Raw genomic sequence first — 21,748 nt, forward strand, 5'->3', positions numbered from 1 at the left:
CCTCAGGCCTCCGTGTGGCCCAGCAGCGGCCGCGGCACGAACCGGGCCGCCGGGTCGAGCATGGTGTCCAGTTCGAGCACGACGAGGTCGTTGGCGCCCGCGCGGACGACCGGGCGCGGCACGTAGAGCGTCCGCTGCGGCCCGCGCCGCCAGTACCGGCCGAGCGGGAACCCGTTGAACCACACGAGACCCTTCCCCCACTCGCCGGTGTCGAGGAAGAGGTCCGCGGACGCGTCGACGTCGACCTCGGCGCGCAGCAGCACCGGCCCGGCCACCGCGCCGGCGACCAGCGACGGCGCCGCCGGGCGCAGCTCGGGGAGCGCGTCCAGCTCCACGGGCAGCACGTCCCAGCCGGTCAGCGGCTCGCCGTGCAGCGTCGCCCCGCCGATGATCCCCTTCGCCTCGCCGATCCGCGGGCCGTAGTCGACGCGGCCCTGGTCCTCGACCAGCACCAGCAGCTCGCCGTGCGCCCGCGGCAGCGCGATCGCCCGCTCGTGGTGGTCGCGCTGCAGCGTGCCCACCGGGTCGCCGTCGAAGAACACCGTCGCGCGGTCGCGGACCTCGCCGAACGCCAGGACGCCCGGCCGGTCGCCGGCCACGGTCGTGCGCAGCAGCGCCAGGCGCGGCATCGGCGTCAGGTCGTCGAACGCGGGCAGCTCCTCGTGGAACTCCCAGGTGCCCCAGCGGTCCGGGGCGTCGAGCAGCCGGACGGGGTCGCGCAGCACCGCGTGAGCGGTCGGCGCGGGGCGGGCCGGGGGCGGGACGGAGTCCGGCACCTTGTGGTAGCGCGCGATCACGTCCCGGAACGCGTGGTACTTCGGCGTCGGGTCGCCGGCTTCGTCCAGCGGCGCGTCGTAGTCGTAGGACGTCACCAGTGGCTGGTAGACGCCCTTGTCGTTGGCGCCGTTGGTGAGGCCGAAGTTGGTGCCGCCGTGGAACATGTACAGGTTGACCGACGCGCCCGCGGCGAGCAGTGCGTCGAGCTCCGCCGCCGCGTCGGCGGCCGGGGTCGTGTGGTGGTGCGCGCCCCAGTGGTCGAACCAGCCGTTCCAGAACTCGCTGCACATCAGCGGACCGGTCGGCTGGTGCGCGCGCAGGATCGCGAGCCGCTCGCGCGCGCCGGAGCCGAAGGACGCGGTGCGGTGCAACCCTTCCAGGCTGCCGGCTTCGAGCATGTCCGGCTGGTCCACTGTGGTCAGTGGCACGGTGATCCCGGACGCGCGCGTGTGGTCGGCCAGCGCCCGCAGGTACTGCTTGTCGTCACCGAAGGCGCCGTACTCGTTCTCGACCTGGACGAGCAGCACCGGCCCGCCGCGGTCGACCTGGTGCGGCGCCACGACTTCGTAGACGCGCGTCAGGTATTCGCGCACGGCCGCGAGGTAGCGCGGCTCGTACCGGCGGACCCCGACCGCCGGGTCGCGGAACAGCCACGCCGGCAGGCCGCCGTTGTCCCACTCCGCGCAGATGTACGGGCCGGGCCGGACGATCGCGTACATCCCGGCTTCGGCGACGAGCCGCAGGAAGCGGTCGAGGTCGAGGCCACCGGACAGGTCGAACGTGTCCGGCGACGGGGCGTGCGCGTTCCACGGGACGTACGTCTCGATGGTGTTCAGGCCCATCCGCCGGGCCTTGTCGATCCGGTCGGCCCACAGGTCCGGGTGCACCCGGAAGTAGTGCAGCGCACCCGAAAGGATCCGGAACGGCTGCCCGTCGAGCAGGAAGTCGGTCTCCCCGATGGCGAACTCAGGCATGCGGAGCCGCCTCCGGGCTCAGCTGGAGCACGGTCCAGGACAGCGGTGGCAGTGTCACGGTGATGGTCGTCCCCCCTGGGTCGGACGTCGCGGCGGCGCCGGGCAGCGGCACCGGCCGGACCGGTTGCGCGGTGGCGGTGTTGGTCGTGTGGCGCGTCCCGCCGTCGGGCGTGGTCAGCGTTTCGGCGGCGTACACGCCGTACCGCGCGCCGCGCAGGCGGATGTGGACTTCCGTGGGCGACGCGGTGGCGCGGTTGGTGAGGAACACCGCCCCGCGCCCCGATTCCCCGGCCGTCGCGGCGACGTCGACGAGGTCGACTTCGCCGTGCTGCGCGGTCCGCAGCCGGTCGCCCTCGACGGACAGGCGCAGGCTCGCCCCGCTCGCCAGCGCGGCCACCCGCTGGAACGGGAAGAACGTCGTCTGCCGCCACGCCGGGCCGCCGGGCTCGGTGCGGATCGGCGCGATCACGTTCACCAGCTGCGCCTGGTTCGCCATGGTGACGCGGTCGACGTTGCGCAGCAGGGAGCTCAGCAGCGAGCCGACGACGACCGCGTCGGTGACGGTGTAGTCGTCCTCGATGATCCGCGGGTGCTCCCGCCAGCCGCCCTCGGCGAGCCGCGCCTGGTCGACCTCGTTCCAGCGGCGCAGGTCCCAGACGTTCCACTCGTCGACGCTGATCCCGATCTTCTTGGCCAGACCGAGTTCGGCGAGCGTCTCGTCGATGATCCCCGCGGTGGTGCCGATGAAGCGGTCCAGCGCGGCGCCGCTGGCCAGGTAGCTGTCGGTGTCGCCGTGCAGTTCCTGGTAGTAGGCGTGCAGCGAGATGTGGTCGACGAGCTCGGCGGTGTGGCGCAGCACCGTGCGTTCCCACGACCCGAACGTCGGCATGTCCGCGTGCGAGCTGCCGGCGACGACCAGTTCGACGTCCGGGTCGATCATCCGCATGACCCGCGCGGTCTCGGCGGCCAGGCGGCCGTACTCCTCGGCCGTCTTGTGGCCGATCTGCCACGGGCCGTCCATCTCGTTGCCCAGGCACCACAGCTTGAAGCCGAACGGACGGTCGGCGCCGTTGCCGCGGCGCCGCTCGCTCAGCTCCGTGCCGCCCGCGTGGTTGCAGTACTCCAGGACGTCGGTGGCCTCCTGGATGCCGCGGGTGCCGAGGTTGACGGCGTACATCACCTCGGCCCCCGCGGCTTCGGCCCACGCGGCGAATTCGTGCAGGCCGAAGCGGTTGGACTCCACGCTGTGCCAGGCCGGGTCGAGCCGGACCGGCCGGTCCGGGCCCACGCCGTCCTCCCAGCGGTAGCCGGAGACGAAGTTGCCGCCGGGGTAGCGGAGCACGCTCGGTCCGAGCTCCCGGACCAGCTCGAGCACGTCGCCGCGGAACCCGCGATCGTCCGAAGTGGAGTGACCGGGCTCGAACAGTCCCGTGTAGACGGACCGGCCCATGTGCTCGACGAACGAGCCGAAGAGGCGACGCGGGACCGGGCCGATGACCTGGCCCGCGTCACCTTCGATGTGGACGGTCATCCGGCGCTGACCGTGAAGCCCTGCTGGTTGCCGTAGTCGACGAGCGCCTGCTGCCAGGCGGCGAGTCCGGCGTCCAGACCGGTGCCGTTCAGGTAAGCCTTGCCGACGGTGTCGCTGAAGACGCTGTTGGCGTAGGTCTGGTACGGCAGGTAGGTCCAGCCCTTCGCGACGTCCTTCGACGCCTGGGTCAGCACCTGGTTGATCTTCTGGCCGCCGAAGTACGGGACGGCCTCGTCGACGAACGCCGGCGAGGTCAGGTCGGCCGTGGTGGACGGGAAGCCGCCGCTCTTGATGAACGGCTGGACGCCGCCGCCGTGGTTGAGCCAGCGCACGAACGCCGCGGCCAGCGCCGGGTTGGCGCTCTGCTTGACGACGGACTGGGTGCTGCCGCCGTTCTCCGCGGTGACCGGCTGCCCGTCGTAGGTCGGCATCGGCGCGACCGCCCACTTCCCGTTGCCGCCCGGCACCGAAGACATGAAGTTGCCCGGCATCCAGGCACCGGTGACCAGGGACGAGATGGTGCCGTCACCGAGGGCGCGGAACCAGTCGTCGGACCACTCCTTGACCGGGGCCAGCAGCTTGCCCTGGATCAGCTGGTCCCAGTTCGCGGTCCACTTCTTGACGCCCGGGTCCGCGAAGTCGATCTTGACGTTCTTGCCGTCGACGCTGAACGGACGCCCGCCCGCCTGCCAGATCATGCTCAGCGCGAACCCGGGGTCGCCGGTGTCGGAGGCGATGAACTTCGTCGGGTCGGCCGCGTGCAGCTTCTTGGCCGCCGCGAGGTACTCGTCCCACGTCTTCGGCACGGCGATGCCGTTCTTGTCGAAGACTTCCTTGTTGTAGAACAGGGCCATCGGCCCGGAGTCCTGCGGCAGGCCGTAGAGCCCGGTGCTGTTCTTCACCTGGGCCCAGGTCGAGGCGCTGTAGTCCTTTTCGAACGAGCCGAAGCCGTACTGGTCCAGGTTGACCAGTGAATCGGTCAGCGCGAACTGCGGCAGCGCGTAGTACTCGATCTGCGCCACGTCCGGCGCGCCGTTGCCGGCCTTGATCGCGTTCTGCAGCTTGGTGTACTCGTCCTTGTTCGTCCCGGCGTTGACGTAGTTGACGTGCACGTTCGGGTATTCCTTCTCGAACGCGGCGACCTGGTCCTTGGCCGAGGGGGTCCAGCTCCAGTAGGTGATCGTCCCGCCCGCCTTGAGCGCGGCGTCGACCGAGTCCTGGGTGCCGGTGGCGGCGGCGGGGCCGGACGTGCTCCCGGACGAGCAGCCGACCGCGAGGGCGGCGGCGAGCGCCACGGCGGCGAACGCCTTGGCGCGACTGCGGATGCGTGACATCGAGTGTCCCTTCACGACGGTGTGACGGCTATTGCTTGACGCTGCCCGCGCTCAGCCCGGACTGCCAGAACCGTTGCATGAGCAGGAAAGCGAGGACGAGGGGGATGATCGTGAGCAACGACCCCGTGAGCACGAGGTTGAAGATCGGCTGGGCGCCGGCGCCGTTGGCCTGCGCGCTCCACTGGTTGAGCCCGACGGTCAGCGGGTACCACTTGGGCTCGCTGAGCATGATCAGCGGGAGGAAGTAGTTGTTCCAGGTCTGCACCATCGTGAACAGCGCGACCGTGACGATGCCGGGGACGAGCTGGCGCAGCGTCACGGTGAGGAAGATCCGGAGCTCGCCCGCGCCGTCGATCCGCGCCGCTTCCAGCAGCTCGTCGGGGATCGCGTCGGCGGCGTAGACCCAGATCAGGTAGAGGCCGAACGGGCTGATCAGCGACGGGATGATGATGGCCAGCGGCGTGTTCGTCAGCCCGAGCTTGCTGAACATCAGGAACGTCGGCACGGCGAGCGCCGTCGCGGGGACGGCCACGGCCCCGAGGACGACGGCGAACACCGCGCGGCGGCCGGGGAAGCGGTACTTGGCCAGGCCGTAGCCCGCCGCGGTGGCGAGGATCGTCGCGCCGCCGGCGCCGACCACGACGTAGAGCAGCGTGTTGCCGAGCCAGCGGAAGAAGATCCCGCCGTTGTAGGTGAACGTCTGGCCGATGTTGTCGAACAGCGCGAAGGTGCCGCCGAGGGACAGGCCCGAGGTCGAGAACAGGGCGTCCTGGGTCTTGGACGCGTTGATCAGCAGCCAGACCAGCGGCACCAGGGTGTAGAGCAGGTACAGCGCCATGACCGCGGTGAGGACGCGGGACTTGCGCGGCCGCGTCACCGAAAAGGTCGCCACGTCACATCCCCTTCCGGGAGCCGCGCAGCTGCACGACGTAGGCGATGACCGCGGTGATCACGCCCATCACGATCGCGACCGCGGCGGAGTAGTTGTACTGCTGGCCGGCGAAGGAAAGGTTGTAGGCGTACATGTTCGGCGTGTAGAACGTGCCGATCACGTTCGGCACCAGGTTGCGCATGATGTTCGGCTCGTTGAACAGCTGGAAGCTGCCGATGATCGAGAAGATCGTCGCGATCACGATCGCCCCGCGGATCGCCGGGAGCTTGACCGAAAGGATCGTGCGGAACGCGCCGGCGCCGTCGATCGAGGCCGCTTCGAACAGTTCCTTGGGGATCACCTTGAGCGCGGAGTAGAAGATCAGCATGTTGTAGCCGACGAACTCCCAGGTGACGACGTTGCCGATCGAGGCGAGCAGCCAGTTCTGGGACAACGGCTTGATCGCGTCGGTGCCGAGCAGGTGGTTGAGGTCCGCGGCGAGTCCGAAGTGGTCGCCGTAGATGAAGCCCCACATCAGGGCGGCGACGACGGCGGGCACGGCGTACGGCAGGAAGATGACGACCCGGAAGAACCCGGCGGCGTGCAGCCGGGCGCTGTCGATCGCCAAGGCCGCGATCAGCGCGAGCACCAGCATGATCGGCACCTGCACGGCGAGGAACACCAGCACGCGCCGGAAGGCCTCCCAGAACTTGGGGTCGGCGAGCACCTGTGCGTAGTTGTCACCGCCGACGAACACCGTGCCGCCGAAGAAAGCCTGGTCGCGGAAGAGGCTGAGCACGAACGCGTAGACGACCGGCGCGACGAAGGTCAGCGCGAACACCAGCATGAAGGGGGCGACGAAGAGCCAGCCTCGCCAGTTCCGCCGCGGGCGGCGGGCCGCGGGCGCCGGGCGAGCCGGGGCCGCGACGGGCGGTGCCGCTGTGGACGTCATCGTCCCTCCGGGAGTTTCGTGCGGATGTTTACGTCAACATTCTCGCGGCGAAGGGTAACGTGTTGACGTAAACATGTCCAGGACACTCCCGAGGAGACACTCGTGCCGGCTGCATCCCCCCGTCGTGGACCGTCGATGGCGGACGTGGCCCGCGAGGCGGGCGTGTCGGGGCAGACGGTGTCCCGGGTGGCGAACGGCAAGACGAACGTCGACGACGCTACCCGCGAACGCGTCCTCGCCGCGATGCGCCGCATCGGCTACCGGCCCAACAGCGCGGCGCGGGCGTTGCGCAACGGCAAGTTCCGCAGCATCGGCGTGATCATTTCGGCGCTGCCGACGTTCGGCAACAGCCGCACGCTCGACGCGATCGCGGCGGCGGTCGTGCCGGAGGGGTTCTCGATCATCCTGATGCCGGTGACGCGGCCGACGCAGGGCGAGGTGACGGGCGCGTTCAGCAAGCTGAACGAGCAGGCCGTCGACGGTGTGATCATCCTGATCGAGCAGCACCAGCTGGACCAGAGCGAGATCGAGCTGCCGCACGGGCTCCCGGTGGTGGTGATCGATTCGAGCGCCCGCTACGACTACCCGGTGGTGGACACCGACCAGGCCGACGGCGCGGCCACGGCGACCCGCCACCTGCTGGAGCTGGGGCACGCGACGGTGTGGCACATCGCGGGTCCCCCGCAGTCGTACTCGGCCGAGCGGCGCCGCAAGTCGTGGCGGGCCACTTTGGAGCTGGCGGGCGCGTTCGTGCCGCCGGTGCTGACGGGTGACTGGTCTCCGTCGTCGGGCTACGACGCCGGGTTGGCGCTGGCCCGCGACCCTTCGGTGACCGCGGTGTTCGCGGCCAACGACCAGATGGCGCTGGGGTTGCTGCGGGCGCTGCACGAGTCGGGCCGCCGGGTGCCGGAAGAGGTGAGCGTGGTGGGCTTCGACGACATGGAGGAGTCGGCCCACTTCTGGCCCCCGTTGACGACGATCCGCCAGTCGTTCGAGGCGGTCGGCCGGCACGCGGTCGAGGCGCTGCTGGCGGAGATCGAGACGGGCGCGGAGGCCGGCGAGCCGGTGTCGGTGCCGACGGAGCTGATCGTCCGTTCGAGCACGGCCCCGCCCCCGGCTTGACCTGCGGGCCCGCGGCGACGGTCCGGAACTGTCGGTGCCTGCCGGTAGAGTGGAAGACGGGGGGCGCCCCCGCGGGCTTGGTCAGATTGGGCTCGGTCAGGCGGAACTGGTGAGGGCATGACATCCGCGGTGGGCGACCGGCTTCGGGACTTCCTCCGCGACCTCCGGACCACCACCACGTGGACGATCGTCGCCGACGACGCGTGCTGGCGGCTGGCCGGGTCGACGTGGCGGGCCACTGTGGTCGTCGAGCCGCGCTGGCTCGGGCTGGAGTTCGAGGCGCGGGATCCGGTGACCGGCAAGCGCGTCACCTACGACATCGACACCGACCTGTACGACATCTCGCGCGACGAGCAGCGCGCGTTCGCGGACGAGATCGAGCGGGACATCATCGAGTTCCTCGGCAACCTGCGCGGGGAAGTCCTGCTGCGCGGGACCGACGGGGCGAAACTCGTGCTCGTCTTCCCCCTGGACGGGTCCTACGTCCGCGTCGTCCGCGGTCGCTTCTGGACCAGCGCGTCCACGCACGCCGGCGTCAGCACGGACGGCTTCGTCCCGGTGCGGTGACGAACTCCGTTTCACCGCGCGGAAGCCGGGGCATTACCGGCCACCAAGCCGGGACCGCCGGTCCCGCGAACGTCGCAGTGGTGTGGACCATTCGGCCGCACCGCAGCAGAAACGAGGCCGTCATGCTCGCCATCCTCGCCGCCGTGCTCTTCGGGCTGGCCCTGCTCATGGAACTGGCCGGGTTCGGCCTCGGGCCGATCGTCACGACCGGGACGCTGACCACCGCCGGGCTGCTGTGCGTCGCGCTGCACCTGGCCGGCGTCGCGACGGACCGGTCGCGGTTCAGCCGGCGGCGGCGTCGCTGACCCGCTGGAGCACCTGGGCGAACACCTCGGGCGACTGGGCGCCCGCGACGCCGAACCGCCGGTCGATCACGAAGAACGGCACCCCGGTCGCGCCGAGCGCCCGGGCTTCTTCGCCGTCCGACGCGACTTCGGCTTCGTAGGCGTCCGACTCGAGCACCGCGCGGGCGTCGCCGGCGTCGAGCCCGGCTTCGGCGGCCAGCTCCACCAGCGACTCGCGGTCGAACAGCGACCGCCGTTCGGTGAAGTGCGCGCGGTAGAACCGGTCGACGACGGTGTCGGCCAGGCCGTGCTCGGCCGCGAAGTGGACCAGGCGGTGGCCGTCGACGGTGTTTCCCATGTGGACACCGTCGAGGTGGTACTCGAGACCGTCGGCGGCCGCGCGCTGCTCCATCTGCGCTTCCATGGCGTCGGCTTCTTCGAGCGTCCGGCCGTACTTTTCGGCGAGCACCTCGCGCGTCGGCCGGGACGTCCCACGCGGGAACGAGGGGTCGAGCTGGAAGGAGTGGTGCACGACCTCGACGTCGGCGCCGAGCTCGGCGACCGCCCGTTCGAAGCGGCGCTTGCCGAGGTAGCACCAGGGACACACGAGATCGGACCAGATGTCAACACGCACGAAACCAAGCTAACCCGGCCGGTGGCACGCACTTCAAGGTAACCGGCGGCCACCTGCGGATAGGGTGGCGCGGTGACCGTATCGACCGACGACATCGTCCGCCACGCGGCGCGGCTGCTGTTCGCCGGAACCCGCCTCGACCTCGGCCGGATGGCGGCCGAGCTGGGGATCTCCCGCACGACGTTCTTCCGCCGCGTCGGCAACCGCGACGACCTGATGGGCGCCGGGCTGCGGTTGCTGTCCGACCGCACGTGGCAGCGGGCGCTGGAGCACTGGCACGCCGCCCACGGTGCCGCGGTCCGCGACCCCGAGGGTCGGCTGCGGTGCCTGTGGGTGATGGAGGAGTACCGCCGCGAGGTGGCGGGCAACGAGGGCATGCGCAAGCTGATCGAGGCGGAGTCGACGGTGGCGTTGCGGGTGCTGACCGACCCGCGCGGAGCAGTCCAGCCGGCGTTGGTCGACGCGCACGTGGAGCTGTTCCGCGCGGACGCCGCGGCGGCGGGTTTGACGCCGCTGGTGGGGTTGCCGGACTTGGCGTTCGCGGTGGTGCGGCTGGGTGAGTCGTTCTTGTACTCGGACGTGCTGGCGGCGCGAACGGTGGACTTGAAGGTGGCGACGACGCTGCTGGACACGTTGGTGCGCGGAGCTTTGGAACCGACCGCGGCCCACTGACGCGGTTGCCTGCCACGCGGCGGGCGATCGGCGGCCGCTATATCCGGAGCGGCCGCCGCGCTCGGGTGCAGCCACCGGTTCCGGAGCAGCCACCGCGCCCGGAGCAACCGCCACGCCCGAGAGCAACCGCGGCACCCGGAGCAACCGCGCGCCCGGGAGCAGCCGCCGTACCCGGAGCGACCGCCGCGTCCGGAGCGGCCACGGCGGTGCGGCGCAACCACCCCCGCCGCACTCGCCGCGGCGGCCGGAAGCCCCCGGCCCACTTTTGCTCACCTGCGTGAGTGCCTCCCACCCCCGAATCGCTGAGCAAGCGCACAGTCGGCCAACCGCTCACCCGTTCGGGTGTTGTGGAACATTTGACCGAAGTGTTTCATGAGTCCACGGGAAAGCGGTTACCCCGCATCCCGCACGCGGCACGCCCTTCGTTGCCGTGCAACGGTTCTGCCGATCCGCCCCTCCGTGTCCGGGCGCGCTTCCGCCTGCCCGGGGAAAGAGAGCGATCCATGTCCGTACTCACCAGCCCGCCGACGTCGTCTGGCTCGGGTGAGAAAATTTCTCGCCGCCGCTCCTGGCGGGCCAAGGCCGCCGGGGTCCTCGCGGCCGCCTTGACGGTCACCACCGTCGTCGCCTCGCCGGCGCCCGCCGCCGACAACCCCTACGAACGGGGGCCCGACCCGACCACCGCCAGCATCGAAGCGAGCCGCGGCAGCTTCGCTACCAGCACCGTCACCGTGTCGCGGCTGGCCGTCTCGGGCTTCGGCGGCGGGACCATCTACTACCCCACCACCACGACCGCCGGCACGTTCGGGGCCATCTCGATCGCGCCCGGCTTCACCGCGCTCCAGTCGAGCATCGCCTGGCTGGGCCCGCGGCTCGCGTCGCAGGGGTTCGTCGTGTTCACCATCGATACGCTGACCACCAGCGACCAGCCCGACAGCCGGGGCCGGCAGCTGCTGGCCTCGCTCGACTACCTCACCCAGCAGAGCAGCGTCCGGTCCCGCATCGACAGCAGCAGGCTCGGCGTCGTCGGGCACTCGATGGGCGGCGGCGGCACGCTCGAGGCGGCGCGCTCCCGGCCGTCGCTGCAGGCCGCGATCCCGCTGACCGGCTGGGACCTGACCAAGAACTGGTCGACCCTCCAGGTGCCGACACTCGTCGTCGGCGCGCAGGCGGACACCGTCGCCCCGGTGGCCACGCACTCGATCCCGTTCTACACCAGCCTGCCGTCCTCTTTGGACAAGGCGTACCTCGAACTGCGCGGCGCCAGCCACTTCGCCCCCAACTCGCCGAACACGACGATCGCGAAGTACACCTTGTCCTGGCTCAAGCGGTTCATCGACAACGACACCCGCTACGAACAGTTCCTCTGCCCGATCCCGAGCCCGGACCTGTCCATTTCGGACTACCGCGGCAACTGCCCGCACCACGGCTGACCGGTCAGCCGGGCACGCCGAGGGTGACCGACACCTTTCCCCCGGCGTGCCCGGCTTCCTGGTACGCGATCGCGGTGCGCAGGTCGTCGAACGGGTAGCTCCGGTCGATCACCGGCGTGACCGCACCCCGTTCCACCAGCGCGGCCAGCTCGCCCAGGACGGCCTTCTTGTCCGGGCAGGCGACCGCGTCCGCCAGCACCACCCGCCGCCGCGCGAACGGCCCGGCGGCCAGCGCGGCGAAGACGTGCCCCGCCGGCTGCAGCCAGCGTCCCGCCGGCCCACCCACCGCGACGAACCGGCCCGGACGCTCCAGCACCCGGCGGCAAGCGAAGAGCGACCGGCCGCCGGCGATGTCCAGCACGACGTCGTACCGCCGTCCGGTGCGGGTGAAGTCGGCGGACCGGTAGTCGACCACGTGCGACGCCCCGAGGGATCGCGCGAGGTCCGCGTTCGCCGCGCCGCACACCGCGTCGACCTCCGCCCCGAACGCCTTCGCGAGCTGGACGGCGAAGGTGCCGACGCCGCCCGAAGCGCCGTTGACGAGCACGCGCTGCCCGGCGGACACCCCGTCCAGCGCGACCCACGCGGTGAGGGCCGCCATCGGCATCGCCGCCGCCTGCTCGTGGGTGAGGTTCGCGGGCATGGGTGCCAGCAGGTCCTCACTTACGCAGACGTACTCCGCGTACGCGCCGCGCGGCAGCAAGGCGTAGACGTCGTCGCCCGGCGAAAACCGCCGTCCGGCGGTCTCCACCCGGCCCGCCAGGTCGCAGCCGAGGACGCCCACCGTCGGGCGGCGCAGACCGAACCCGCCCGTCATGAGTCTCGCGACGTAGGGCTCGCCTCTCATGAAGTGCCAGTCGTACGGGTTGACCGACGTGGCGTGCACGCGGACCAGCACCTCACCGTCCGCGGGGACGGGATCGGGGACATCTTCCCAGGTCAGAGTCTCCACTGAGCCGTACACGTGCTGAACGAGAGCCTTCACAGCGCCTCCCTTACGTTGTAAGTCGTACGTTGTAAGGTAGCTGCGGTCCGGACACGGGGTCAAGGGGCCTTACGTTGTACGATCTTCGGCGTGACCACCGACGCGCGGATCCCGCTGAGCCGGCAGCGCGTGCTGCGAACGGCCGTCGCGCTGGCCGACGAGCACGGTCTGCGCGCGGTGACGATGCGCCGCCTCGCGGAGGAGCTCGGCGCCGAGGCGATGTCGCTCTACTACCACGTGGCCAAGAAGGACGACGTGCTCGACGGGATCGTCGACGTCGTCGCGCAAGAGATCAACGAAGCCGTCGCCCGGCTGGAACCCGGTCCGGACTGGCGGCGCACGGCCCGCCGGCGCATCCTCACGGCCCGTGAGGTGTTCCTCCGCCACCGCTGGGCCCCGCCGCTGTTCGAGACGCGGTCGTCGACGAGCCTCGCGGTGCTGAAGTACTACGACGGGCTGGTCGGCGTGATGCGCGACGGCGGGTTCTCGCACGACCGGATCCACCACGCCCTGCACGCGCTCGGCAGCCGGGCCCTGGGGTTCAGCCACGAGGTGTTCGACCCGAACGCGGGCGCGTCGGCGGAGATCCCGGCGGAGCTGGCGGCGCAGCTGCCGAACCTGGTGGGGATGCTGAGCGAGATCGCCCACGACGACCCGGACTCGACGCTGGGCTGGTGCGACGACCAGGCGGAGTTCGAGTTCGGGCTGGACCTCATCCTCGCCGGCTTGGACCTGCTGCGGGACCGGTAGTCCAGCACGTGGGACACCGCGGCCCGGCGGAGCAGAATCGGCGGTGTGTCGCGACCACTGCGGAAGCTCGGCTTCCTGACCATCGGCCTCTTCGACCCCGCTGACCCGCGACGCGGGCACGAGTCGACGCTGGAGATCATCGAGCTCGGTGAGCGGCTCGGGTTCGACAGCGCCTGGGTGCGGCACCGGCACCTGCAGCACGGCATCTCGTCACCCGTCGCCGTGCTGGCCGCCGCGTCGCAGCGCACCGAACGGATCGAGCTCGGCACCGCCGTCATCCCGCTCGGCTGGGAGAACCCGCTGCGGCTCGCCGAGGACCTGGCCACCGTCGACCTGCTTTCCGGCGGTCGGCTCAACCCGGGGATCAGCGTCGGGCCGCCGATGCGCTACGACGAGGTCAAGCGCGCCCTCTACCCGGACACGGCGGACGCCGAGGACTTCTCCTACGAGCGCGTGCGGCGGCTGCTGGACTTCGTGCGTGGCGAGCCGGCCACCGGGTTCAGCGGCACCGAGGGCTTCGAGGTCTTCTCCGACCGCGTCCAGCCGCAGGCACCCGGACTGGGCGAGCGCCTGTGGTACGGCGGCGCGAGCCTGCGTTCGGCGGAGTGGGCGGGCAAGCACGCGATGAACTTCCTGACCAGCAGCGTGGTCAAGGCCGAAGGCGAGAGCACGGACTTCGCCGAGATCCAGCTGTCGCACATCCGGACCTTCCGCGAACACCACCCGGCCGGGCGCATCTCGCAGGGCCTGGTCGTCATCCCGACCGACTCGGCGACGCCGGAGCAGCGCGCGAAGTACGAGGCTTACGCCGAAAAGCGGCTGCCGCGCACCGCGGCACCGCAGGGCCCGGCGCGAATGCTGTTTTCCCCCGACTATGTGGGCAGCTCGGCCGAAATCGCCGAGCGGCTGCACGCGCACAAGGCGTTCCGCGAGGTCGACGAGGTGGCTTTCGCCCTGCCGTTCACCTTCGAACACGAAGACTACGTGCAGATCCTCACCGACATCGCGGAACGCCTGGGCCCGGAGCTCGGCCGGAAGAGCTGACTTACTTGTTGGTGCCCGGGGTCAGCACCTTGTCGATCACGAAGACCGTGGCGTTCTTCGTGGGGATGTTGCCGCACAGGATCTTCGCGCCGTTGACGGTCAGGTTGTCGCCCGAGCCCTCGATCTTCAGCGGCCCGCCCGCGGTGTTCAGCGAGTCCAGCGTGCCGGCGGCCGCGAGGCCCTTGGCGTCGTAGCGCTTGCCGACGACGTGGTACTGCAGGATCGGCGCCAGCTCGGCCGGCTTGCCCGCCAGCTCGTTGAACTTCGCGTCGCCCAGCGCCGCAAACGCCGGGTCGGCCGGCGCGAACACGGTGATGGCCTGCTGGCTGTTGAGGGTGTCGACCAGGTTGGTGGCCTTGACCGCCGCCACCAGCTTGGTCAGCAGCGGGTTCGTCGACGCGGCCGAAGCGACCGGCTGCGGGCCCATCGAGTCCAGCGAGCCGGGCGCGGAACCCTGCGGCAGCTGCGAACAGGCGGGGCCGAAGACGTCGGCGTTGGTCGTCACGCCGTTGGACGCGGCGGAGTCGGCGGAAGACGACGGCGCGGCCATCGACGACGACGGCGCGGGGGCCGGGGCACTGCTGGAGCTCCCGGAGGAAGCGGTGTCGCTGCCGCTGCACGCGGTCAGCGAAAGCGCGGCCACGGCGGCGAAACCGATTCCGGCGACACGAAGCTTGGTCACGAAAATCACTCCAAAAAAGCGGCTGTGAACTTCTTCTTGCGGGTGATTCGGGGCCGTTCCGCAAACGGATTGGCCCCCGATCGGGTGATTCAGGTCACCGGGCGGTGAAAGCGATGCTGTGCCACCCGGTGGCTCCGTCGGGCACGGTTCCGGCGCGCATGTCCGTCTGCGTGTACCCGCTTTTGTCGGTCGCCCGGCAGACGACCTGGTGACCGCCGGGCGCGGCGTCGAACTCGATCCACCACATGCGCCAGGTGTTGAGGTTCACCTCGTGTGACACCATGGCCTCGCGCCACGGGCCGTCGTCGAGGCGCACCTCGACCTTCTCGACGCCGGTGTGCTGCGCCCAGGCGATGCCGGCGACGCGCACCTTTCCGGACGGCACGGTTTCGAAACCCTTCGGCGTGTCGATCCGCGATTCCGTCTTGATCGGCGCTTCGCGGCTCCAGCCCCGTTTCAGCCAATAGGCCTGCCGCGCCTGCCAGGTCGTCACTTCGAGATCGGTGACCCATTTAGTCGCCGACACGTAACCGTACAACCCCGGAATCACGAGCCGCGCCGGAAATCCGTGTTCGATTGGCAGCGGTTCGCCGTTCATCCCGATGGCGAGCATGGCGCCGCGCTCGCGGTCCATCGCCGCGGCCACCGGGCTGCCGGACGTCCAGCCGTCCACACTGGACGAATAGAGCTGCTCGGCCCCGGGCCGGACCCCGGCCTCCTCGAGGAGGTCCGCCAGGTCGACGCCGATGAAGTTCGCCGTGGACACGTAGGTGCCGCCGACCTCGTTGGAGACGCACGTCATCGTGATGGTGCGTTCGACCAGCGGCCGGTTGCGGATGTCGCCGTAGCGGTAGCGCAGTTCGCGGTCGACCATGCCGTGCAGGCGCAGGCTCCAGTCCTCGGTCCGCACCTGCGGGACCGACAACGCGGTGTCCACGCGGTAGAAGTCGGCGTTGCGGGTGACGAACGTCGGCGTGCCCAGCTTCGCGAAGTCGGCGTCGGCCGGGATCATCGGCGCGGTGCGCACCGGGACCAGCCGCCCGACGGCGGCGCGCGACGACGCCGCGTCCCGGCTGCCGGCGAGGAGCTGCCCGCCGAGGCCCGCGACTCCCGCGCCGACGACCACGCCGGCGCCGGCCAGCAGCACCGTCCGGCGCGAGGAGTCGGCCACGACGTCGCGCCGGGCCGCCCGGTGCAGGAAGGCGAACGTCGCGACGCCGGTGACCAGGCTGGCCAGCGGGGCGAGCAGGGCGACGGTGGAGAGGTCGGGGCGCGCGTACACCGCGACCAGGCCGACGAGGCCGAACCCGGTGACCACGACGAGCCCCGGCCACGGCGTGCGCCGGGAGGCGATCCCCGCGACGGCCGCGGCCAGCACCATGACGACGGCCATGCCGGAGAGCAGCACGAGCTTGTCGTACGTGCCGAAGGTGCGGACCGCGAAGTCCTTGAGCTGTATCGGCGTCAGGTCGATCGCGCCGTTCCCGACCGCCAGGTAGGGCGACGCGTTGACGCCGACGAACCCGGCGACGAGGTGGCCCGCCGCCAACGCGGCCGCGAGCGCCAAGACGCCCAGGAGGGCGGCGACCCACCAGCGGAGCTTCGGCGCGGGTGCCGTCGGGGATGGCCGTTCGGCCGTGGAGGTGCTCATCGCGTGCGCATCCGATCGCTAGGCAAGGGAAATCCGGGTGACGGCCGGGGTCGTCGGGCCCGCGGACCCGCCCGCGGGCTCGACGGTGATGCCGATCCGGTCGGTGCCGGGCGGGATGTCGGACATCAGCATCCGCGGCTGCAAGAGCCCGGCCGAGTGCGCCTCGCCGGCGCGGATGAGCCACACCTGGTAGACGTGGCCGGCGTCGAGCGCGGGCAGGTCCGAGGCGAGCAGCACGGCCTGGTTGCGGCTGCGCGAGACGACCAGCGTCGCGTGTCCCTCGCCGGTGCCCTGGATCGCCGAGGCGTCGGGCGCGGACAGCACGGAGTCGACGGGCGCCGGGGGTGTCGAGGTGACGACCCCGACGCCGACCGCGACGACGGCCGCCGCGGCGGCCCCGGCCAGCGCCACGCGCAGCCGGAAGACCTTGCCGCGCTTGGGTTCGCCGCCTCGCTGGATCGGGATCCGCGGCGGCAGCTGCCGCGTGCGGGCGACGTCGGCCAGCACCAGCAACCGCAGCTCGGCCGGCGGGGTCACCGAGGCGGCCGCTCCCAGCCGCGCGCCGGTCGCGCGCAGCTCGGCCACTTCCTGGCGGCACGCCGCGCACTGGCCGAGGTGCCGTTCGAACCCGGCACGCTCCACATCGGACAGTGCGTCCAGCGCGTAGGCCCCGGTCAGCGTGTGCAGCTCGGCGGTCATCGATCCACCCCCAGGCAGTCACGCAGCCGGATCAGACCGTCCCGGATGCGGGTCTTGACGGTCCCGGGTGCCACTTTCAGCACCTCGGCGACCTCGGGATAGGTGTAGCCGTTGTAGTAGGCCAGCACGATCGACTCGCGCTGGAGATCGGTCAGCTGCGCCAGGCACTGCCGGACGCGCTGCTGGTCGAGCGTGGCCAAAGTGGACTCGGTGACCTCGTCGAAGGGCCGCCGCACATCCATCCGGCCGGCTTTGTCTTCCCGGTCGATCACGGCTTGGTGCGACCGCACGCGGTCGACGGCCCGGCGGTGGGCGATGGTCAGCACCCACGACAGCGCGCTCCCCCGGTCCGGGACGTAGCGAGCGGCTTTGCGCCACACCTCCACCAGCACCTCCTGCGCCACTTCCTCGGCCTGGGCGTGGTTGCGCAGCACGCGAGTCACCAGTCCGAGCACCGGACCGGCGATGACGTCGTACAGCGCCGCGAAGGCGGGTTCGTCTCCCGCCGCGACACGCCGCAGCAGTTCTTCGGCGTTCGCCGCGGGCACCGGCGCTCCGTCCGGTTGCAGCCGCAGCCGCCCACGCTCACCCATGCCCGGCACCCTCCGCCTCACCCTGGTTGTGTGGGGCGTTCGCGGCTGGGAGGCCGCGCGGACTGGTGTGCAGTGGCGCTTCCCACCCGGACGGTGCAACTCGGGGGGTCGGACCCATCCGGGGGTGGGAGGGCTCCGAAAGTCTGGTGTCGAGGTCGGTTCGCGGGGGTCGGGGCGGTCTCGTCGGGAGTTGGCCGGGGATGTCGTCGCGTGTCGAGGTCGGTCCGGCGGGGTCGGGGCGGTCTCGTGGGGGTCGGCCGACGATGTCCTCGATGTCTCCGCTGCCGTGGGTCGCCCGGCTGCCGCGGCGGCTCCGGGTGCGCAGTGACCTCAGTCCTGCATCGGCTGCGAAAGTGGAGTCACTTCAGCTACGCAGCGACTCCAGTCACGAACCGCCCGCGATGGCGCATCTGCGTCGACACTGCAGCGACTTCACTTATGCAGCCACTCCACATCGGCCAATCACCCAGCGTGAGAAACCTGCCCGTTCGGCCACGCCGACGGTGACCTCGCACACTTCTTGATCACCCCAGAGTGTGAAAGTTTTTCGGAACGCTGGGCGTTGAACTCACCATGGGTTATCCCTGGAACAAGACGAAGTTAACCGACGAGTAGCAAAGGCAGCCCCGATGGCCGACCCGCACAGCGTGACCAGCGCCAGCATCGACTTCGCCCTGCGCACCTTCGGCGCCGGGCCGCGGCCGGTGCCCGCCGAGCTGGAGTACGACACCCGCGACCCCTATGCGGTCGCCGTGGTGCTGCACGCCGGCCCGAGCGCCGTCCGGTGGCTCTTCGGGCGGGACCTCCTCGCCGATGGCCTGCTCGCCCGCTGCGGCGACGGTGACGTCCGCGTCGGGCCGGCCGGCGATCCCGCCCTGATCGTCGTGGAGCTGACCTCCCCCGACGGCGCCGCCGTGCTCGAAGCGCCCGCCAAGGACGTCGCCGCCTTCCTCGACCGGACCTACGAGGTCATCCCCGCCGGCGGCGAGACCGGCTGGTTCGACTTCGACCAGGAACTCGCGAAGCTCTCCTACCAGGACTGAGTACCGTCCACGCGGTGAGCTTCTTCCTGACGAAGGTCCTCGCCGCGCTCGAGGACGGCGGTGACCGTCCCCTCTTCCACGACGACCGGGTCGGCGTCACCACCTACCACCAGGCCCGCGACCGCCTCCGCCGGCTGCACGGCGGCCTCCGCCGAACGGGGACCGTCGCGATCGACCTGCGGAACCGGCCCGAGACCGTCCTCGTCCAGCTCGCGGCCCTCCTGCGCGGCGCGACCGCGCTCATGGTCCCGGCCTCGGCGCCGACGCGAGACCGGCTCGCCGCGGCCGCAGGCGCCGCCGTCGTCACCGATCGCCCCTGCGACTGGCCCGGCGCCGACACCAGGACCCTCGACGACCTCGACGGCGACCCCGAACCGCTGGACCCGCCCGAAACCGTGCACCTCCTCTTCCCCACCGGCGGCACCACCGGCACCCCCAAGCTCATCCGCCACAGCGGCATCTACGACGGCATGGCGCACATCTTCACGCCGAACCCGGACGCCCCCGGCCGCACGCTGCTCGTCGCCCCCATGACGCACATGACCGGCAACGCCACCGTCCTCGGCACGCTGCTCCGGCGCGAAACCGTCTTCATCCACGACGGTTTCGACGCAGGCGCCGTCCTCGACGCGATCCAGGAACACCGGATCGACACGCTCTCCCTGACGCCGCCGCGGCTGGCCGCCGTCCTCGATCACCCCCGGCGGAAGAACACCGACCTCAGCAGCGTCCGCTCGCTCTCCCTCGGCGCCGCGCCGCTGCCGCCCCACCGGCTCGCCCAGGCCCTCGACGTCTTCGGCCCGGTCGTCGGCCAGGGCTACGGCCTCACCGAAGCGCCGATGATCGCGAGCATCTCCGCCGCCGAACTGATCGCGCGCCCCGAGCTGCGAAGCTCGGTCGGCCGGATCGTGCCCGGCATGGAAGCCCGCATCACCGCCGACGGCGAGGTCGAGGTGCGCGGACTGTCCATGATGGACGGTTACCTCGGCGGCCCGGACGTCGGCGCCGGCTGGCTGCGCACCGGCGACCTCGGCCGCTTCGACGACGACGGCTACCTCTACCTGCTCGACCGCGCCGACGACGTCGTCGTCACCGGCGAGCACGGCACGAAGGTCCCCACGACCGTCGTCGAGCACGCGCTGGAGACGCACCCGGCGGTGCGGAGCGCGGCCGTGTTCGGCCAAGGCGACCTGCTGCACGCCGTCGTCGTCACCACCGGCGAAGTGACCGAGGGCGACCTGAGAGCGCACGCCAAAGCCATCTTCGACCAAGACCACTACGTCCCGGCGAGAGTGGACTTCGTCGACGCACTTCCCCTCACCGACGTCGGCAAGGTCGACAAACGCGCGCTCGCTCAGCTCGTGACGGCGCCGTAGGACGACGACCGGACCAGCTTCGCGTACTTGCCGAGCACCCCTTCCGGGAACTTGTTCGGCAGCGGCTCCCAGCCTTCCCGGCGACGGGCCAGCTCGGCGGCGTCGACCAGCAGGTCCATGCTGCGGCCCTTGATGTCCACGGCGATCCGGTCGCCGTCGCGGATGAACGCGATCGGGCCGCCGTCGACCGCCTCGGGCGCGACGTGGCCGATGCACAACCCGGTCGTCCCGCCCGAAAATCGCCCGTCGGTCAAGAGCAGGACGTCGCGCCCCAGCCCGGCGCCCTTGATCGCCGCGGTGATCGCGAGCATCTCGCGCATGCCCGGCCCGCCCTTGGGGCCTTCGTAGCGGATGACGACGACGTCGCCGGCGGAGATCCGGCCCTCGTTCAGCGCCGCCATCGCCTCCTGCTCGCGTTCGAACACGCGCGCCGGGCCTTCGAAGTTGGCCGTGTCGAAGCCCGCGGACTTCACGACCGCGCCTTCGGGGGCGAGTGACCCGCGCAGGATCGTGATGCCGCCGGTCGGGTGCAGCGGGTTGTCCAGCCTCCGCAGGACCTCGCCGTCGAGCGGGTCGGGGTCGAGTTCGGCGAGGTTCTCGGCGACGGTCCGGCCGGTGACGGTCAGCGCGTCGCCGTGGAGGAGCCCCTCGTCCAGCAGCGCCTTCATCAGCACCGGGATGCCGCCGTGGCGGTCGATGTCCTGCATGACGTACTTGCCGAACGGCTTGAGGTCGCCCAGGTGCGGGACGCGGTCGCCGACGCGGTTGAAGTCGTCGAGGGTCAGCTCGACCTTCGCCTCGTGCGCGATGGCCAGCAGGTGCAGCACGGCGTTGGTCGAGCCGCCGAGCGCCATGACGACGGTGATCGCGTTCTCGAACGCCTCGCGCGTCAGGATGTCCCGAGCGGTGATCCCGCGCTCGAGCAGCCCGACGACGGCTTCACCTGAAAGGTGCGCGTAGTGGTCGCGACGGCGGTCCGCGGACGGCGGCGCGGCGGATCCCGGCATGCTCATCCCCATCGCCTCGGCCGCCGATGCCATCGTATTCGCGGTATACATTCCGCCGCAGGCGCCCTCACCAGGGCAGATGGCCCGTTCGATGCGGTCCAGGTCGGCGGTCCCGAGCCGGCCGGCCCGGCACGCGCCCACGGCCTCGAAGGCGTCGATGATGCTGACGTCCTTCTCGGTGCCGTCGGTGAGCTTCACCCAACCGGGGGCGATCGTGCCCGCGTAGAGGAACACCGACGCGAGATCGAGCCGGGCGGCCGCCATCAGCATGCCCGGCAGGGACTTGTCGCAGCCGGCCAGCAGCACCGAGCCGTCGAGCCGCTCGGCCTGCATGACCGTCTCGACGGAGTCGGCGATGACCTCGCGGGACACGAGCGAGAAGTGCATGCCGTCGTGCCCCATGGAAATGCCGTCGGAGACCGAGATCGTGCCGAACTGCAGCGGGTAGCCGCCGGCCGCGTGCACGCCTTCCTTCGAGGCTTGCGCGAGCCGGTCGAGGGACAGGTTGCACGGCGTGATCTCGTTCCACGAGCTGGCGACACCGATGATCGGCTTGCGCCAGTCGCCGTCCCCCATCCCGACGGCGCGGAGCATGCCGCGGGCGGGCGCGGCCTCGATCCCGTCGGTCACCGTGCGGCTGCGGGGTTTCGGATCGATCGTCATCGCGGGGCCCTCCGGTACGACGTTCGGACGCACTGCAGCCTACTCGGCCCGCCGCGGTCCGCTGGCCGGAACGAATCCCTTCCCGGACCCGGGCGAACCGGCGA

At 71.1% G+C, this 21,748-nt stretch carries 21 protein-coding genes; 9 read left to right on the top strand and 12 right to left on the bottom strand.

What is annotated here, in order from left to right:
* Positions 1-2 precede the first annotated feature (2 nt).
* From ACIRSS_RS11475 to ACIRSS_RS11495, 5 genes are read right to left on the bottom strand one after another with little or no spacing between them, the layout of a single operon-like run.
* Positions 3-1,751, bottom strand: a complete 1,749-nt coding sequence (locus ACIRSS_RS11475) for a beta-galactosidase family protein (protein ID WP_400893645.1) — start codon at positions 1,749-1,751, stop codon at positions 3-5.
* Positions 1,744-3,282, bottom strand: a complete 1,539-nt coding sequence (locus ACIRSS_RS11480) for an alpha-N-arabinofuranosidase (RefSeq protein ID WP_400893646.1) — start codon at positions 3,280-3,282, stop codon at positions 1,744-1,746. The genes ACIRSS_RS11475 and ACIRSS_RS11480 overlap by 8 nt, the downstream gene beginning before the upstream one ends.
* Entirely contained in the window at positions 3,279-4,616 is a 1,338-nt protein-coding gene (locus tag ACIRSS_RS11485) for an ABC transporter substrate-binding protein (RefSeq protein WP_400893648.1), read from the bottom strand. Before ACIRSS_RS11485 ends, ACIRSS_RS11480 begins: the two co-directional genes overlap by 4 nt.
* 28 nt (positions 4,617-4,644) lie before the next feature.
* Complete coding sequence (locus tag ACIRSS_RS11490; RefSeq protein WP_400893650.1) at positions 4,645-5,508, bottom strand: carbohydrate ABC transporter permease; 864 nt, start codon at positions 5,506-5,508, stop codon at positions 4,645-4,647.
* A 1-nt stretch (position 5,509) separates the two neighbouring features.
* Positions 5,510-6,439: a carbohydrate ABC transporter permease gene (locus ACIRSS_RS11495; RefSeq protein ID WP_400893652.1), complete on the bottom strand. Its 930-nt coding sequence runs from the start codon at positions 6,437-6,439 to the stop codon at positions 5,510-5,512.
* A gap of 135 nt (positions 6,440-6,574) precedes the next feature.
* Here ACIRSS_RS11495 and ACIRSS_RS11500 point away from each other — a divergent pair, with 135 nt between their 5' ends.
* The 3 genes from ACIRSS_RS11500 to ACIRSS_RS11510 all read left to right on the top strand — a co-directional run bounded on the left by ACIRSS_RS11500 (position 6,575) and on the right by ACIRSS_RS11510 (position 8,433).
* On the top strand, positions 6,575-7,561 hold the full coding sequence (locus ACIRSS_RS11500) for a LacI family DNA-binding transcriptional regulator (protein WP_400893654.1): 987 nt from the start codon (positions 6,575-6,577) through the stop codon (positions 7,559-7,561).
* Between the two features lie 117 nt (positions 7,562-7,678).
* Complete coding sequence (locus tag ACIRSS_RS11505) at positions 7,679-8,128, top strand: hypothetical protein (protein ID WP_400893656.1); 450 nt, start codon at positions 7,679-7,681, stop codon at positions 8,126-8,128.
* A 122-nt stretch (positions 8,129-8,250) separates the two neighbouring features.
* A complete protein-coding gene (locus ACIRSS_RS11510) occupies positions 8,251-8,433 on the top strand; it encodes a hypothetical protein (protein ID WP_400893658.1) in 183 nt (60 codons plus the stop codon).
* On the opposite strand, the gene ACIRSS_RS11515 is transcribed toward ACIRSS_RS11510, so the two are convergent.
* A complete protein-coding gene (locus ACIRSS_RS11515) occupies positions 8,411-9,034 on the bottom strand; it encodes a DsbA family oxidoreductase (RefSeq protein WP_400897408.1) in 624 nt (207 codons plus the stop codon). The two genes, ACIRSS_RS11510 and ACIRSS_RS11515, sit on opposite strands and share 23 nt — an antisense overlap.
* 84 nt (positions 9,035-9,118) lie before the next feature.
* Here ACIRSS_RS11515 and ACIRSS_RS11520 point away from each other — a divergent pair, with 84 nt between their 5' ends.
* Positions 9,119-9,718 (top strand): QsdR family transcriptional regulator, encoded by a 600-nt coding sequence (locus ACIRSS_RS11520; RefSeq protein WP_400893660.1) that lies wholly within the window; start codon positions 9,119-9,121, stop codon positions 9,716-9,718.
* A gap of 503 nt (positions 9,719-10,221) precedes the next feature.
* The gene (locus tag ACIRSS_RS11525; protein ID WP_400893662.1) at positions 10,222-11,151 is read left to right on the top strand and encodes an alpha/beta hydrolase family protein; all 930 of its coding nucleotides are present in this window, start codon (positions 10,222-10,224) and stop codon (positions 11,149-11,151) included.
* A 4-nt stretch (positions 11,152-11,155) separates the two neighbouring features.
* Here the strand turns inward: ACIRSS_RS11525 and ACIRSS_RS11530 are convergent, their stop codons facing one another.
* Positions 11,156-12,136 carry an NAD(P)-dependent alcohol dehydrogenase gene (locus tag ACIRSS_RS11530; protein WP_400893664.1) on the bottom strand — a complete coding sequence of 327 codons (981 nt, stop codon included), beginning with the start codon at positions 12,134-12,136 and terminating at the stop codon, positions 11,156-11,158.
* A gap of 90 nt (positions 12,137-12,226) precedes the next feature.
* Between ACIRSS_RS11530 and ACIRSS_RS11535 the strand changes: the two genes are divergently transcribed.
* Together ACIRSS_RS11535 and ACIRSS_RS11540 are read left to right on the top strand one after the other, a co-directional pair.
* The gene (locus ACIRSS_RS11535; RefSeq protein ID WP_400893666.1) at positions 12,227-12,886 is read left to right on the top strand and encodes a TetR/AcrR family transcriptional regulator C-terminal domain-containing protein; all 660 of its coding nucleotides are present in this window, start codon (positions 12,227-12,229) and stop codon (positions 12,884-12,886) included.
* Positions 12,887-12,931: 45 nt separating this feature from the next.
* Positions 12,932-13,930, top strand: a complete 999-nt coding sequence (locus tag ACIRSS_RS11540; RefSeq protein ID WP_400893668.1) for an LLM class flavin-dependent oxidoreductase — start codon at positions 12,932-12,934, stop codon at positions 13,928-13,930.
* A gap of 1 nt (position 13,931) precedes the next feature.
* Here ACIRSS_RS11540 and ACIRSS_RS11545 read toward each other — a convergent pair whose 3' ends face one another.
* The 4 genes from ACIRSS_RS11545 to sigK all read right to left on the bottom strand — a co-directional run bounded on the left by ACIRSS_RS11545 (position 13,932) and on the right by sigK (position 17,555).
* Positions 13,932-14,612 (bottom strand): fasciclin domain-containing protein, encoded by a 681-nt coding sequence (locus ACIRSS_RS11545; protein WP_400893670.1) that lies wholly within the window; start codon positions 14,610-14,612, stop codon positions 13,932-13,934.
* A 94-nt stretch (positions 14,613-14,706) separates the two neighbouring features.
* A complete protein-coding gene (locus ACIRSS_RS11550; RefSeq protein WP_400893672.1) occupies positions 14,707-16,263 on the bottom strand; it encodes a molybdopterin-dependent oxidoreductase in 1,557 nt (518 codons plus the stop codon).
* 18 nt (positions 16,264-16,281) lie between these two features.
* On the bottom strand, positions 16,282-16,962 hold the full coding sequence (locus ACIRSS_RS11555; RefSeq protein WP_400893674.1) for an anti-sigma factor domain-containing protein: 681 nt from the start codon (positions 16,960-16,962) through the stop codon (positions 16,282-16,284).
* The gene (gene sigK / locus ACIRSS_RS11560; protein WP_400893676.1) at positions 16,959-17,555 is read right to left on the bottom strand and encodes an ECF RNA polymerase sigma factor SigK; all 597 of its coding nucleotides are present in this window, start codon (positions 17,553-17,555) and stop codon (positions 16,959-16,961) included. The genes ACIRSS_RS11555 and sigK overlap by 4 nt, the downstream gene beginning before the upstream one ends.
* A 629-nt stretch (positions 17,556-18,184) precedes the next feature.
* Between sigK and ACIRSS_RS11565 the strand changes: the two genes are divergently transcribed.
* Positions 18,185-18,598 carry an SsgA family sporulation/cell division regulator gene (locus ACIRSS_RS11565; RefSeq protein WP_400893678.1) on the top strand — a complete coding sequence of 138 codons (414 nt, stop codon included), beginning with the start codon at positions 18,185-18,187 and terminating at the stop codon, positions 18,596-18,598.
* Positions 18,599-18,612: 14 nt separating this feature from the next.
* Positions 18,613-19,974, top strand: coding sequence for a class I adenylate-forming enzyme family protein (locus ACIRSS_RS11570; protein WP_400893680.1), 1,362 nt, complete (start codon positions 18,613-18,615; stop codon positions 19,972-19,974).
* Here the strand turns inward: ACIRSS_RS11570 and ilvD are convergent.
* A complete protein-coding gene (ilvD, locus tag ACIRSS_RS11575) occupies positions 19,953-21,644 on the bottom strand; it encodes a dihydroxy-acid dehydratase (RefSeq protein WP_400893681.1) in 1,692 nt (563 codons plus the stop codon). The genes ACIRSS_RS11570 and ilvD overlap by 22 nt on opposite strands.
* Positions 21,645-21,748 lie beyond the last annotated feature (104 nt).

The sequence above is a fragment of the Amycolatopsis sp. NPDC101161 genome, assembly GCF_044768185.1.
Classification (GTDB): Bacteria; Actinomycetota; Actinomycetes; order Mycobacteriales; family Pseudonocardiaceae; genus Amycolatopsis.